General features: G+C 70.7%; 16 protein-coding genes. 7 read left to right on the forward strand and 9 right to left on the reverse strand.

Going from position 1 to position 12,256, the window contains the following annotated elements:
- Positions 1-85 precede the first annotated feature (85 nt).
- Positions 86-466: a roadblock/LC7 domain-containing protein gene (locus tag K9S39_RS02870; RefSeq protein ID WP_248861752.1), complete on the forward strand. Its 381-nt coding sequence runs from the start codon at positions 86-88 to the stop codon at positions 464-466.
- Positions 467-536: 70 nt separating this feature from the next.
- Positions 537-911 (forward strand): hypothetical protein, encoded by a 375-nt coding sequence (locus tag K9S39_RS02875; protein ID WP_248861753.1) that lies wholly within the window; start codon positions 537-539, stop codon positions 909-911.
- 48 nt (positions 912-959) lie between these two features.
- On the opposite strand, the gene K9S39_RS02880 is transcribed toward K9S39_RS02875, so the two are convergent.
- From K9S39_RS02880 to K9S39_RS02905, 6 genes are read right to left on the reverse strand one after another with little or no spacing between them, the layout of a single operon-like run.
- Positions 960-1,883 (reverse strand): urease accessory protein UreD, encoded by a 924-nt coding sequence (locus tag K9S39_RS02880; RefSeq protein ID WP_248861755.1) that lies wholly within the window; start codon positions 1,881-1,883, stop codon positions 960-962.
- Entirely contained in the window at positions 1,880-2,590 is a 711-nt protein-coding gene (ureG, locus tag K9S39_RS02885) for an urease accessory protein UreG (protein ID WP_248861756.1), read from the reverse strand. Before ureG ends, K9S39_RS02880 begins: the two co-directional genes overlap by 4 nt.
- A gap of 39 nt (positions 2,591-2,629) precedes the next feature.
- Positions 2,630-3,304: an urease accessory protein UreF gene (locus K9S39_RS02890; protein WP_248861757.1), complete on the reverse strand. Its 675-nt coding sequence runs from the start codon at positions 3,302-3,304 to the stop codon at positions 2,630-2,632.
- Positions 3,305-3,336: 32 nt separating this feature from the next.
- A complete protein-coding gene (locus tag K9S39_RS02895; RefSeq protein WP_248861758.1) occupies positions 3,337-5,058 on the reverse strand; it encodes an urease subunit alpha in 1,722 nt (573 codons plus the stop codon).
- Entirely contained in the window at positions 5,051-5,362 is a 312-nt protein-coding gene (locus K9S39_RS02900; RefSeq protein ID WP_248861760.1) for an urease subunit beta, read from the reverse strand. Before K9S39_RS02900 ends, K9S39_RS02895 begins: the two co-directional genes overlap by 8 nt.
- A gap of 17 nt (positions 5,363-5,379) precedes the next feature.
- Entirely contained in the window at positions 5,380-5,682 is a 303-nt protein-coding gene (locus tag K9S39_RS02905) for an urease subunit gamma (protein WP_248861761.1), read from the reverse strand.
- A gap of 391 nt (positions 5,683-6,073) precedes the next feature.
- On the opposite strand from K9S39_RS02905, the gene K9S39_RS02910 reads away from it, so the two are divergent.
- The gene (locus K9S39_RS02910) at positions 6,074-7,021 is read left to right on the forward strand and encodes a M28 family metallopeptidase (RefSeq protein WP_248861762.1); all 948 of its coding nucleotides are present in this window, start codon (positions 6,074-6,076) and stop codon (positions 7,019-7,021) included.
- Positions 7,022-7,196: 175 nt separating this feature from the next.
- On the opposite strand, the gene K9S39_RS02915 is transcribed toward K9S39_RS02910, so the two are convergent.
- The gene (locus tag K9S39_RS02915) at positions 7,197-7,511 is read right to left on the reverse strand and encodes a type II toxin-antitoxin system Phd/YefM family antitoxin (RefSeq protein ID WP_248861763.1); all 315 of its coding nucleotides are present in this window, start codon (positions 7,509-7,511) and stop codon (positions 7,197-7,199) included.
- 60 nt (positions 7,512-7,571) lie between these two features.
- Here K9S39_RS02915 and K9S39_RS02920 point away from each other — a divergent pair, with 60 nt between their 5' ends.
- The 4 genes from K9S39_RS02920 (at position 7,572) to K9S39_RS02935 (ending at position 10,111) form a co-directional block, all read left to right on the forward strand.
- Positions 7,572-8,207: an ATP-dependent Clp protease proteolytic subunit gene (locus tag K9S39_RS02920; protein WP_248861764.1), complete on the forward strand. Its 636-nt coding sequence runs from the start codon at positions 7,572-7,574 to the stop codon at positions 8,205-8,207.
- 6 nt (positions 8,208-8,213) lie between these two features.
- Positions 8,214-8,522 (forward strand): hypothetical protein, encoded by a 309-nt coding sequence (locus tag K9S39_RS02925; protein WP_248861765.1) that lies wholly within the window; start codon positions 8,214-8,216, stop codon positions 8,520-8,522.
- 425 nt (positions 8,523-8,947) lie between these two features.
- Entirely contained in the window at positions 8,948-9,421 is a 474-nt protein-coding gene (locus K9S39_RS02930) for a C40 family peptidase (protein WP_248861766.1), read from the forward strand.
- A 240-nt stretch (positions 9,422-9,661) separates the two neighbouring features.
- Positions 9,662-10,111: a LysR family transcriptional regulator substrate-binding protein gene (locus tag K9S39_RS02935; protein WP_406707862.1), complete on the forward strand. Its 450-nt coding sequence runs from the start codon at positions 9,662-9,664 to the stop codon at positions 10,109-10,111.
- Positions 10,112-10,148: 37 nt separating this feature from the next.
- Here K9S39_RS02935 and K9S39_RS02940 read toward each other — a convergent pair whose 3' ends face one another.
- Together K9S39_RS02940 and K9S39_RS02945 are read right to left on the reverse strand one after the other, a co-directional pair.
- Positions 10,149-10,577, reverse strand: a complete 429-nt coding sequence (locus tag K9S39_RS02940) for an ATP-binding protein (protein WP_248861767.1) — start codon at positions 10,575-10,577, stop codon at positions 10,149-10,151.
- Positions 10,578-10,960: 383 nt separating this feature from the next.
- The gene (locus K9S39_RS02945) at positions 10,961-12,142 is read right to left on the reverse strand and encodes an 8-amino-7-oxononanoate synthase (protein WP_406708118.1); all 1,182 of its coding nucleotides are present in this window, start codon (positions 12,140-12,142) and stop codon (positions 10,961-10,963) included.
- Between the last annotated feature and the right edge of the window lie 114 nt (positions 12,143-12,256).

The raw sequence follows: 12,256 nt of genomic DNA on the forward strand, positions 1-12,256 counted from the left end.
ATGGCGTAATCCCGCGATCGGACGAACCCCGGCCATGAAGCAACTACTCAGAAAGCATGCCGGGCGAAGGAGAATAAGGAGACTGATGACGATCGAGCCCCTCTTACAGGAGGAATTGCAGACACTGCGCGATCAAGTGCGCCATCTGCACGGCGGAATGGTCGCGAGCGCCGACGGTATGGTCATCGCGCATGATCTCCGGGATATCGAACCGGACGGCCTCGCCGCTCTCACCGCCGCGGCCATCGGGGTCGCCAAACGCCTTACCGACGCGACCGGGCAGGGCATGTTCGAAGAGTCCCTGACCCGCGGAAAGGACGGCTATATAGCGGCCTACTCGGCCGGACGCCGCGCCGTCCTCACGGCCGTGGCAGGCCCCGATACGAATGTGGGGAGGCTGCATCTCCAGGCCAGACGGGCCGCGGAACGCATCGGCACGATCGTGGACACCGCACCGCGCCAGTAATGGCCCCTGCCCGCCACCCGATCCACACGCCCCCAGCTGAATTCCATAAATCGAAAGGTAAGAACCACCCATGGCTCAGATGGAATCCTCCCTCGCCGATGCGATGTCTACCATCGAGGGCGCTGTCGGCGTCGCTCTCGTCGACTACACCAGCGGTATGGCGCTCGCCACGCTCGGCGACAACCATGCCCTGGACCTCAATGTTGCGGCGGCCGGGAACACCGATGTGGTACGCGCCAAACTCCGCACGATGGAAATGCTGGAACTTCAGGGCGCCATTGAGGACATGCTCATCACACTGACCTCGCAGTACCACCTGATACGCCCGGTGACGGGCAAGAACGGCAGTGGCCTTTTCCTCTATCTGGTACTGGACCGGAAGCGCGCCAATCTCGCGCTGGCGCGCCACCGCCTTGCCCGGCTCGAGGCCGATCTGGAGGTGTGACGCCCGAGGTGTGACACCCGCACGCTCTCTGGGCGCCGGTCCGGGCGCTCAGCCGGCTGCGGCGCCCCGGGCTGCCTCGGCGACCTCGTCAAGGAGATGCCGCAGCCGCAGCGCGTCCGGGGCGACGGCCGTGGCCAGCGCCCCGGGACCGGCCAGCGGCGCCAGCACGCCCTGCCCCGCGCCGTCGCCGCGCCCGGCCCGTTCGCCCGCCGCCTCCCCCAGCAACCGCACCTCGGCCGGTTTGTCATCGAACTCCGGTCCCACCACGAGGAGCTGGCCGACGGCGCGGTGACCGTCCAGGACGGCCGAGGTATCCCAGCCGGGGACGCCGGGACCGTAGGCCGTCTCCTGGTCGAGCAGGGTGCGGCCGGCGCGGCGGACCGTCAGCCGGCTGCGCAGCGTGCCCGGGCGTTCGCCGCTGCGGCCCAGGACCTGTTCCTCGCGCAGGACCAGACGGGCGGTGGGGGCCAGGTCGACGGTCGTCGTCATCCGCAGATCGCTGCCCTCGGCGGAGATCAGCGGTTCGGGGAGCCAGTCGAGTCGCGCCCCGTCGGCCACCGTCAACCGTACGTCGTAGGTGGCGTGTCCGGCGGTCCGGCCGGGCAGCGCGACGGTCGCCGCGGCGGCCGTGATGTGCAGCGCCGCGCCCGCCTCGGCGGTGGCCTCGATGCACAGCCTGTCCCCGCCGAGCGGCGCGCTCATGGCGCCCACGACGCACACCCGGGCCTGGTCGCCGTGCGCCCGGATGCGGCGCAGCGCGAGCGGGCCGTCGCCGTCGAGGACGGGCAGCCGGGTGCCTCCCCCACTCCCGGCTTCTCCCCCACTCCCGGTTTCGCTCAAGCGGGGGGACCCCCATGAGCGGGAGGTACCCCCACCGTCGGCCCGCGCGACGATCCGGGCGGTGGCCCGCAGCCCGGTCACCGGGAGCACGGCGACCGGGGTCTTCGCAGGTCCGGGGGGTTCGTGGGTCATGCCGGGCCCGCGGTCCAGTCCGCCAGCCGCGCGCGGACCCAGTCCGCGACGGGCTGCACGCCGTTCTCCGACTTCAGAGCGGTGAAGAGGACGGGGAGTTCGCCGCGCTGGACCTTGGCGTCGCGGGCCATGCCCTCCAGGTCGACGCCCACATAGGGCGCGAGGTCGGTCTTGTTGATGACGAGCAGGTCGGAGGTGGTGACGCCCGGGCCGCCCTTGCGGGGGATGTCGTCGCCGCCCGCGACGTCGATGACGAAGATCTGGGCATCGACCAGGCCCTTGGAGAAGGTCGCGGTGAGGTTGTCGCCGCCCGACTCCACCAGCACCAGGTCGAGCCGTCCGATGCCCTCGGAAGAGAACGCGGCCTCCAGGTCCTCCACCGCCTCCAGGTTGGCGGAGATGTCGTCACGGATCGCGGTGTGCGGACAGGCCCCGGTCTCCACGGCGGAGATCCGCTCGGCGGGCAGTACGGCCTCACGGAGCAGGAATTCGGCGTCCTCACGGGTGTAGATGTCGTTGGTGACGACGGCGATGGACAGCTCGTCGCGCAACGCGCGGCACAGGGCGGCGACGGTGGCGGTCTTGCCGGTGCCGACCGGCCCGCCCAGGCCGATGCGCAGCGCGCGCCGGGTGCCGTCGGCGCGTATCGGCTCGGTGGCGCTGTAGGTGTGGCGCTGGGGGAAGGTGTCGTGGTGGTCGAGGTGCATGCGGACTCCATCGGGGGTTCGTGGGAACACTGGTGGGCGTCAGGAGGCGAAAAGGCGTACCGGCCAGGCGGCGTGCTGTTCCGCGGTGATGTCGAGCAGTGGTGCGGAGGCGGCGGGCAGCGCGTCGACTCCTTCGGTGGCGACGCGACGTGCGGCCCGGGCCCCCTGCTCCGCGATCTGTTCGAGATCGGCGGCGAGGCGGGCGAGGACGGCGGTGGCGTCGAAGGGGTCCAGACTCAGCAGGCGGACGGCCGCGGTCGCCGGGCCGCTGATGTTCTCGTAGGCCACGACGTACGCGGCGTCCAGCGGGTCGAGGCCGGCGGACCGGGCGGCGAGGCCGAGGACGACGGGCTGATGGGCGCCGCGCGGGCGGGCCGCGGCGAGCGCGTCCAGTGCGGCCGACGGCCAGGTGGCGCGGGCGGCCCGCATCATCTGCCGTCCGAGCCGCCGGGCGACCTGCCGCAGCGCCGGTACGGGCGTCCGGGCGTCGGCGGCGTCGTCCAGGAGGAGGGGATCGCAGCCGGCGGCGGCCGCGGCGGCGAGGCCCGCGGCGACGAGACCGGCGGTGTGCAGCCTGCCCCGGCAGAAGTGCTCCAGGGTGGCGGCGTCCTTGATGCGTCCCGCGGTGACGGCCGGTTCGGCGCCGCCCGAGTGGGCGTGCCCTCCGGCGGGGAACCGGCCGTCGGCGAGGACGAGCAGCGCTGCGCGGCTCATCGGTGCTGTTCCAAATGGTTCATGGACGCCACTCAGAAGAGGAAGTACCGCTGGGCCATGGGGAGTTCGACGGCGGGAGCGGGGTCGACCGGCTCGCCGTCGATGGTCACCGTGAAGGTGTCGGGGTCGACGTGGACGCGTGGCACGGCGTCGTTGTTGCGCATATCGGCCTTGGTGACGCCTCGGGTGCTGTGGATGGCCTCGAAGGACTTGGTCAGCGGGAGCCGCTCGGGGAGAGCGTCGTCGAGGGCCTGCCGGGAGACGAAGTTGACCGAGTTGCTGCCCGGTGCCCGGCCGGTGGCACCGAACATCGGGCGGGGCAGGACCGGCTGCGGGGTGGGGATCGAGGCATTGGCGTCGCCCATCTGCGCATAGGCGATCTGGCCGCCCTTGAGGACGAGTTGTGGTTTGACGCCGAAGAACGCCGGGTCCCACAGCACGAGATCGGCGAGCTTGCCGTCCTCGACCGAGCCGACGAGGTGCCCGATGCCCTGGGAGACGGCCGCGTTGACGGTGTACTTGGCGACATAGCGGCGAGCGCGGTGGTTGTCCGCGCCGCCGTCGCCGGGCAGGGCGCCCCGGCGCCGCTTCATCACGTGCGCGGTCTGCCACGTACGCAGCACGACCTCGCCGATCCGGCCCATGGCCTGGGCGTCGGAGGCCATGATCGAGATGGCGCCGAGGTCGTGCAGGATGTCCTCGGCGGCGATGGTGGACGGCCGGATCCGGGACTCGGCGAAGGCGAGGTCCTCCGGGACGGCGGGGTTGAGGTGGTGACAGACCATCAGCATGTCGAGGTGCTCCTCGACGGTGTTGACGGTGTGCGGCCGGGTGGGGTTGGTGGACGCGGGCAGCACATTCGGCTCCGAGACCATCGCGATCATGTCGGGGGCGTGGCCGCCGCCGGCGCCTTCGACATGGAACGCGTGGACGGAGCGGCCCGCGATGGCGGCGAGGGTGTCACCGAGGAAGCCGGCCTCGTTGAGGGTGTCGGTGTGGATGGCGAGCTGGGCGCCGCTCTCCTCGCAGACGCCCAGGCAGGTGTCGAGGGCGGCGGGGGTCGCGCCCCAGTCCTCATGGATCTTGAAGCCGAGGATGCCGGCCCGCAGCTGATCCCGCAGTGAGGCGACGGAGGTGGTGTTGCCCTTGCCGAGCAGTCCGACATTGACCGGCAGGGAGTCCATCGACTCGAACATCCGGGCGACATGCCAGGCGCCAGGGGTGATGGTGGTGGCCTTGCTGCCCTCGGCGGGTCCGGTGCCGCCGCCGATCAGCGTGGTGACGCCGGAGGCCAGCGCCTCGTCCGCCTGCTGGGGGCAGATGAAGTGGACGTGGCTGTCGATGGCACCGGCGGTGAGGATCTTGCCGTTGCCGGCGATGACCTCGGTCTCCGGGCCGATGACGAGATCAGGGTGGACGCCGTCCATCGTGTCCGGATTGCCGGCCTTGCCCAGGCCGACGATCCGCCCGTCCCGTATGCCCACATCGGCCTTGACGATGCCCCAGTGGTCCAGCACGACCGCGCCGGTGATCACGGTGTCGGGGGTGCCCTCGGCGCGGGTGGCGCGGGACTGGCCCATCGATTCGCGGATCACCTTGCCGCCGCCGAAGACGGCCTCGTCGCCGGCCCTGCCCGGCCCTCCGGAGCGGTCCTCGGTGATCTCGATGACGAGATCGGTGTCGGCGAGCCGGATCCGGTCACCGGCCGTCGGGCCGAAGAGATCGGCGTACGCCTGGCGTGTCAGCTCAGCCATCGAGAGTGCCTCCGGTCTCGCCCCGCAGGCCCGCGACGATCCGTTTGCCCGCGATGGGGACGAGTTCGACCTCGGTGGGGATGCCGGGCTCGAAGCGGACGGCGGAGCCGGCGGCGACGTTCAGCCGCCTGCCGTGTGCGGCCGCGCGGTCGAAGTCGAGGCCGGGGTTGGCCTCGGCGAAGTGGTAGTGGGAGCCGACCTGGACGGGACGGTCGGCGGCGTTGAGGACGGTCATACGCGTGACGGGGTGGCCTTCGTTGAGGCGCACCGGCTCCTCTGCGTGGAGGATCTGTCCCGGGATCATCTTCGGCTCTCCCGTGGTCAGTCGATGGGCTGGTGGACGGTGACGAGCTTGGTGCCGTCCGGGAAGGTCGCCTCGACCTGCACATCGTGGATCATCTCGGGGACCCCTTCCATGACGTCATCGCGGCTGAGCACCTTGCGCCCGGAGGACATCAGCTCGGCGACGGAACGGCCGTCCCGTGCGCCTTCGAGGATGTGGGCGGTCAGCAGGGCAACGGACTCCGGGTGGTTCAGCTTCAGTCCACGGGACCGTCGCTTTTCGGCCACGTCTGCCGCCACATGAATCAGCAGCCGCTCCTGCTCATGCGGGGTCAGTTGCATACGTTCCACCTCACAGTCTTCCCGCCTGGACGCAACTGCCCAGGTCACAGGCGCGGACACACCCGTATCGGTAGATGTATCACACAACAATTAAAGGGGAAGCAAACCGAATTTCAGCGGCCGGCCATCAACAGCCCCTCGACCGGAGGCTAGTTCGGCGGGATTTCGACGGCGTTACAGCGGAGGGCATTCAGAGAGCACTTATTGCGCGTCGCGTAACACGGCGTTCACCAACACCCGCTAGGGCACGGCGGTCCACATTCCGGACATCACCCGCTCCCCGAACACAACTGTCCGGTATGTGCCCTTGACGTGGTACGAAGCCGCCGCAATCCTCATGTGCGCGTCAAAGCAGCTCCAACACCCCCCACACAAGTATCGGAGCCACACTGTGACTCATTCTCCGCGCACCCGCCGTGTCGTTCTCGTCGCCGGCGCCTGCACCGCCGTCGCCGCCCTGCTGGGCACCGCGGCCGCCGCCCAGGCCACCACCTCCGCGCCACTGGCCGCCCCGGACATCCCCATAGCCGGCGTCAAGGGACATCTCGATAAACTCCAGTCCATAGCGGACGCAAACGGTGGAAATCGGGCCCACGGCCGGCCCGGTTACAAGGCGTCCATCGACTACGTCAAGGGCAAGCTGGACGATGCCGGCTTCACCACCAAGGTCCAGGAGTTCAACTACGGCGGCCGCAAGGGCTACAACCTCATCGCCGACTGGCCTGGCGGCAAAGAGGACCAGACCGTCATGGCCGGCGCCCACCTGGACTCGGTCGGCAGGGGCCCCGGCATCAACGACAACGGGTCCGGCTCCGCGGGCGTTCTGGAGGTCGCCCTCGCGGTCTCCCGGGAAGGCCTCAAGCCCACCAAGCATCTGCGGTTCGGCTGGTGGGGCGCCGAGGAGTACGGGCTGGTCGGCTCCCGGCACTACGTCAACAACCTGGGCGGCGACAGGTCGAAGATCGACTCGTATCTGAACTTCGACATGATCGGCTCACCGAACCCGGGCTACTTCGTCTACGACGACGACGCCCGCCTGGAGAAGGTCTTCAAGGACTGGTACGCGGCCAAGAACATCGTCACCGAGATCGAGACCGAGGGTGACGGCCGCTCCGACCACGCCTCCTTCAAGGACGCCGGCATCCCCGTCGGCGGGCTCTTCACGGGCGCCGGCTATATCAAGTCCCAGGAGCAGGCGAAGAACTGGGGCGGCGAGGCGGGCCGACCGTTCGACCCCTGCTACCACCAGTCCTGCGACTCGACGAAGAACATCGACGACAAGGCGCTGGACAACAACAGCGACGCCATCGCCCACGCGCTGTGGGAGCTGACCTCCTGACGCTCCCGCTGCGCTGAACAGCCGTCATAGCCGGCACCAGCGGCGCCTGCTGCGCTGAACAGCCGATACCACCGGCACCCGTGCGCCCGCTGCGCTGAACAGCCACGACAACGGGCACCCATGGCGCCCGCCGCATCGACCGGCCGTCACGGCGGCACCCGCACAACCTCAGAGGTCAGTTCTCGCGACCCGGTCGCCGATCCCCGGCGCCCGGGTCGCGGTGTTCTGCCGCGATGCCGAAGCGCTGCCGTTCACCCGGAGCGGACGGCAGCTGCCGCACGGTGGAGACCGTGCTGATCACCTGTTCCTCCTCCGGCCGGCGCTGATCACGCCCCAGTTCTTCGAGGAGCTCCAGGTCAGCGGCGGACACCAGCGCCACCAGGGGCTTTCCGTGGCGCGTCACGACCACCCGCTCACCGCCGTAGACGACGCGGTTGATCAGATCCGCGAGCTCGGCGCGGGCTTGCGTCACCGGAATTTCGTGGGCCATGTTCCCATTCTATCCGGACGTACATCCTGTACATTTTTTACGGAGGAGAGGAGCACAGCCATGCTGCGACCCACAGCCCGCTATGTCCTGCCGGAGTTCACCGAGCGCACCTCCAGCGGGACCCGTACCCTCGACCCGTACTCCAAGCTGCTCGACGAACGCATCGTCTTCCTGGGCACCCCCATCGACGACACCGCCGCCAACGACGTCATGGCGCAGCTCATCCATCTCGAACACGCCGCTCCCGAGCAGGACATCTCGCTCTACGTCAACTCGCCCGGCGGCTCCTTCACCGCGATGACCGCGATCTACGACACGATGCGTTTCGTGTCCTGTGACGTCGCGACCTTCTGCCTGGGGCAGGCCGCGTCCGCCGCCGCGGTCCTGCTGGCCGCCGGCACCCCCGGGAAGCGGCTGGCGCTGCCCAGTGCCCGGATCCTGATCCACCAGCCGGCGCTGTCCGAGCCGATCGAGGGGCAGGCCACCGACCTGGGGATTCACGCGGAGGAGCTGCTGCGCACCCGCGACACGCTGGAGCAGCTCCTGGCCCGGCACACCGGACAGCCACGCGAGCGGATCACTGCGGACATCGAACGCGACAAGATCTTCGACGCCCGCGGCGCCCAGGAGTACGGCCTGGTCGACGGGCTCACCCACGACCGCAAGCGGTCGTCCGTCTCTCCCGTCGCGCGGTGAGCGCACGTGCTGCCGCCCGAGCTGCCGCCGCTGCCCGCGCTGACGCGGGCCGAGGGCGAGCTGATCGACCGCTATCTGGAGGTGCTGGACCTGCTGGGCCGGATCAATCCGACCCGCAGCGGCTCCACGTACCGCGGTCTGCGCGCCGCCCAGGCGCTGGTCGGCAAGGCCGCCGAGCTGCGGGACGCGCTGACGCTGATGCATGACCGGGGCGAGAGCGAGCTGCACTCCGAGACGCTGGCGCGGGCCCTGCGGGTCCTGGACGGCGAGCGCCGGTCCCAGCTCGTCACGGTGCCACCACCGGAAGAGATCTGACGCCGACAGATCTGACGCCGACACTCCCGGAACCGGCCTGCCCGTACGGCGTAGCGCTTTCCCCCGTCACAGGGAGGCGACGATTTGCGCGGCGTGCGCACCCCTGCGTACATCGCCGAGCGTTTCCCCCTGGTCCCGGGGCCGTCGACCGTCTCACGAATGCCGCAAAACAATCATCACTCACCATTTAGAGCATATGTGACCAATACCACATATCGCGTTTTCAGTTGGGAATCCGGACGTGCGGTGCGTGAGGATCCCTTCGACGACAAGACCCCGCCACAGCGACGGGGCGGTCCGGACGGGCGCCTTGTCCCGCCGCCGTCCGGATGTCCGGTCGACGCAGTGGCCGGCGGGAGCGGAGGACCCGAGCACCATGGGCCCCGACTGGGCCTCCTTCGCAAGCGGCTGACGAAGGGTTGCGCATGACCATGCGCACGCATGTGCCGCAACTGCTGGCACGCACCGGCACCATCTCCGCCCTGGCGCTCGCCGCGATCGGCGGCACCCTGGTGGCCCCCGGCGCGATCACGGACGCCGAGGCCACATCCGTCCCCGTCAAAGCGGTGCGGATCGCCGCCTCCAAGCAGGGCTCCCCCTACCGGTTCGGCGCCCAAGGACCACACAGCTTCGACTGTTCGGGGCTGACGCGATACTCGTTCAAGCGCGCGGGGAAGGCCCTGCCACGCACCGCCGCTCAGCAGTACAAGCACACCAAGCGGGTGTCCGCCGCCCACCGCAAGCGCGGCGACCTGGTCTTCTTCCACGGGCGCCGGGGCGTTTACCACGTCGGCATCTACGCGGGCAAAGGCCGGATCTGGCATGCGCCGAAGACCGGCAGCGCCGTCCGCCTGGAGCGGATCTGGAGCCGTGCCGTCTCGTACGGGCGGGTGCGCTGACCTGCGGTAATGCGCCGGCCCGGTCAATTGTCAGTGGGGCTCGGTAACTTGACCCCATGACCACGGAATCAGGCGGGCCGCCGACGACCAGGGAGCTCTCGGCCCGCGGACTCCCGGCCCGCGGACGGAGCGTCGGGCCGGTGCCCGCCCGTCTCAGGCGAGCGCCACCTCGACCAGCAGGATGCCGCCCAGGGCGGTCAGCAGGACACCGGTGGTGGCCTCCAGGGCGCGTGCGATCCGATGCCGGCTCCGGACGGGGTGCGGCTGGAGCCGCCGCTGACCGAGGAACTGGTACTCGTCACGGCGCCGGGCCACGCGCTGTCGGCGGGCACGGGACGGCTGCCGCTGGCCGAGCTGGCCGGCCATCCGCTGGTCAGCATGGCGCCGGCCAACCCCAACCGGCGTGCGGTGGAAGCGGCGCTGACGGCGGCCGGGGCGAGTGTGGCGGTGCGCCGCGAGTCGCCGGGTTATGCCGTGGTGTGCGCGTCGGTGAGCGCCGGACTCGGGGTGGCGGGTCCCGCAGATGATGGCGGCCGGGGCGGTGCCCCCGCTGGGGATCCGCCGCCTGGAACCACCCGATCTGCACCGCATCATCTCGGTGGCCTACCGGACCGCCGGCGGCGGCCCCCGGCCGCGGACACCCTGCGTGCCCTGCTGCGCGGCGCCTTCGCCCGTCATGCCGCGCCGTGAGTCCGGATGAGTGAGTCCGCACTCACTCATCCAGCCCTCAGGCGACCCCGACCGGCCAGGGCATCGCGATCCACACCGTCTTGCCGCCCGACTCCGTGGGAGTGACCTTGAGCCGGCCGCCGGACTCCGCCGCCAGGTAGCGAATGATGACCATGCCCCGGCCGTTGTCCTGCTGGACCGCGGCGGGCAGCCGTTGCGGCCAGCGGGGATGACTGTCGGTGACGCCGATGCTCAGCTGTTCGTCACGGTCCAGCCGCAGCTCGACGGTGAAGGTCGGGGACATGCCGAAGGTGTGCTGAATGGCGTTGGTCGCGAGCTCGGAGACGATCAGGCGGACGGAGTCGACGGCCCGGTCACCGGCCGGGAGACCCCATTCGGCGAGCACGTCCAAAGCGTATCTGCGGGCGATGGAGACCGAGGCCGGTTCGGTCGGCAGGGTGAACGAGGATTCCTGGTGGTCTGCCATCACGACGCCGTCCCTTTTCCCACCGAGGCTCGACTCCGGCGGACCGGCCGGGAGCCGAGATGCCGCTCGGGACACCGATGCGGCCTCGGACTGCTGCTCTGCGCCAGACTGCCATCCTTGCGGCCGGGGGTGGGGCGATCCACCGAGATCTATATAAATCTGTCGCCCGAAGCGGTGAACTCTGCCACGCGAGACCCTATTTGACGGTGAGGAGGCTAACGCTGCCGTACACGGATCCGACCGTTCCGTACAGATATGGCACGTGCAGAAACAGCAGATACGGCGCATACGGAACTGCAGAAACAGCCCGCCGAGAGGGCCACCGGCGCGAGACCGCTCCGTCGCCGGGCCGCCCGTGCGAGCCCCCGTCGCCGGCCCGCCCCTCAGCCTTCCGGTGCCGTCGCCAGGATCGTGCCGACCGCCGTATCGATCTGCGTCTCCGTCAGATCCGCGCGGGCGGTGAGCCGCAGCCGGGAGATGCCGTCGGGCACGGACGGCGGGCGGAAGCAGCCGACGGCGAGTCCGGCGGCCCGGCAGTCGGCCGCCCAGCGGACCGCCTGTTCGGGGGACGGGGCCCGTACGGAGACCACCGCGGCGTCCGGCCGTACCGCCGCCAGACCGGCCGCGGTGAGCCTGACGTGCAGCTCCCCGGCGACCTGCCGGGCCCGCGTGGCGCGCTGTGGCTCGCCGCGCAGCAACCGGAGCGCAGCCAGGGCGCCGCCTGCCGCCGCCGGTGCCAGGCCGGTGTCGAAGATGAACGACCGGGCGGTGTTGACCAGGTGCTCGATGACCCGGGCCGGGCCGAGCACCGCGCCGCCCTGGGAGCCGAGCGACTTGGAGAGGGTCACGGTGGCCACCACATCGCCGTCACCGGCGAGTCCGGCCGCCGCCAGGGCCCCTCGTCCCCCGTCGCCCAGCACACCCAGCCCGTGCGCGTCGTCGACGAGGAGGGCCGCGCCCCGCGCCCGGCAGACATCGGCCAGATCCGGGAGCGGTGCGGCGTCGCCGTCGACCGAGAACACCGAGTCGGTGACCGCCAGCGCCCTGCCGTCATGGCCGGTCAGGGCGGTGCGTACGGCTTCCGGGTCGGCGTGCGGGACCACGGCGGTACGCGCCCGGGAGAGGCGGCAGCCGTCGATCAGGGAGGCGTGGTTGCCCGCGTCGGAGACGATGTGGGTTGCTCTGTCGGTCAGGGCGGTGACGGCGGCGAGGTTGGCGGCGTAGCCGGAGGACAGCACCAGGGCGGCCTCGAAGCCGCAGAACGCGGCGAGTTCCGTCTCCAACTGGGCGTGCAGTTCCGTGCTGCCGGTGACCAGGCGGGATCCGGTCGCCCCGGCGCCCCAGCGGTACGCTGCCCCGGCCGCGCCGTGGATGACCTCCGGGTGCCGGGCCAGTCCCAGGTAGTCATTGCTCGCCAGGTCCAGCAGCGGCGAATCGGCGGGACGGGGCCGCAGGGTGCGGACGAGCCCGGCGCGCCGGCGCTCGGCGCGCGCCGTGTCGATCCAGTCGAAGGCCGCGCCGGACGCCTGCCGCGGGGCCGGGGCGGACGGCTCGTCGGGCGTCATGGGCACGGTGTCGCGGAGCAGCGACGGGGCGGAGTCCTGCGGCATCGGCGTCCTTCGTGGGGTGCGGCCTCGGCTGTGGGCTGTCTTTCGGCCTCGATTGTGGGCTGTCGATAG

Origin of the sequence: Streptomyces halobius, from assembly GCF_023277745.1 — a bacterium.
In the GTDB taxonomy this organism is placed as follows: Bacteria; Actinomycetota; Actinomycetes; order Streptomycetales; family Streptomycetaceae; genus Streptomyces; species Streptomyces halobius.

What these genes read in the sequence shown, in the direction of transcription:
- K9S39_RS02870 (WP_248861752.1), top strand. Translation starts at nt 86, where the DNA reads ATGACGATCGAGCCCCTCTTACAGGAGGAATTGCAGACACTGCGCGAT.
- K9S39_RS02945 (WP_406708118.1), bottom strand. Translation starts at nt 12,142, where the DNA reads ATGACGCCCGACGAGCCGTCCGCCCCGGCCCCGCGGCAGGCGTCCGGC.
- K9S39_RS02890 (WP_248861757.1), bottom strand. Translation starts at nt 3,304, where the DNA reads ATGAGCCGCGCAGCGCTGCTCGTCCTCGCCGACGGCCGGTTCCCCGCC.
- K9S39_RS02930 (WP_248861766.1), top strand. Translation starts at nt 8,948, where the DNA reads ATGACCATGCGCACGCATGTGCCGCAACTGCTGGCACGCACCGGCACC.
- K9S39_RS02880 (WP_248861755.1), bottom strand. Translation starts at nt 1,883, where the DNA reads ATGACCCACGAACCCCCCGGACCTGCGAAGACCCCGGTCGCCGTGCTC.
- K9S39_RS02895 (WP_248861758.1), bottom strand. Translation starts at nt 5,058, where the DNA reads ATGGCTGAGCTGACACGCCAGGCGTACGCCGATCTCTTCGGCCCGACG.
- K9S39_RS02915 (WP_248861763.1), bottom strand. Translation starts at nt 7,511, where the DNA reads ATGGCCCACGAAATTCCGGTGACGCAAGCCCGCGCCGAGCTCGCGGAT.
- ureG (WP_248861756.1), bottom strand. Translation starts at nt 2,590, where the DNA reads ATGCACCTCGACCACCACGACACCTTCCCCCAGCGCCACACCTACAGC.
- K9S39_RS02875 (WP_248861753.1), top strand. Translation starts at nt 537, where the DNA reads ATGGCTCAGATGGAATCCTCCCTCGCCGATGCGATGTCTACCATCGAG.
- K9S39_RS02940 (WP_248861767.1), bottom strand. Translation starts at nt 10,577, where the DNA reads ATGGCAGACCACCAGGAATCCTCGTTCACCCTGCCGACCGAACCGGCC.
- K9S39_RS02905 (WP_248861761.1), bottom strand. Translation starts at nt 5,682, where the DNA reads ATGCAACTGACCCCGCATGAGCAGGAGCGGCTGCTGATTCATGTGGCG.
- K9S39_RS02920 (WP_248861764.1), top strand. Translation starts at nt 7,572, where the DNA reads ATGCTGCGACCCACAGCCCGCTATGTCCTGCCGGAGTTCACCGAGCGC.
- K9S39_RS02935 (WP_406707862.1), top strand. Translation starts at nt 9,662, where the DNA reads ATGCCGGCTCCGGACGGGGTGCGGCTGGAGCCGCCGCTGACCGAGGAA.
- K9S39_RS02900 (WP_248861760.1), bottom strand. Translation starts at nt 5,362, where the DNA reads ATGATCCCGGGACAGATCCTCCACGCAGAGGAGCCGGTGCGCCTCAAC.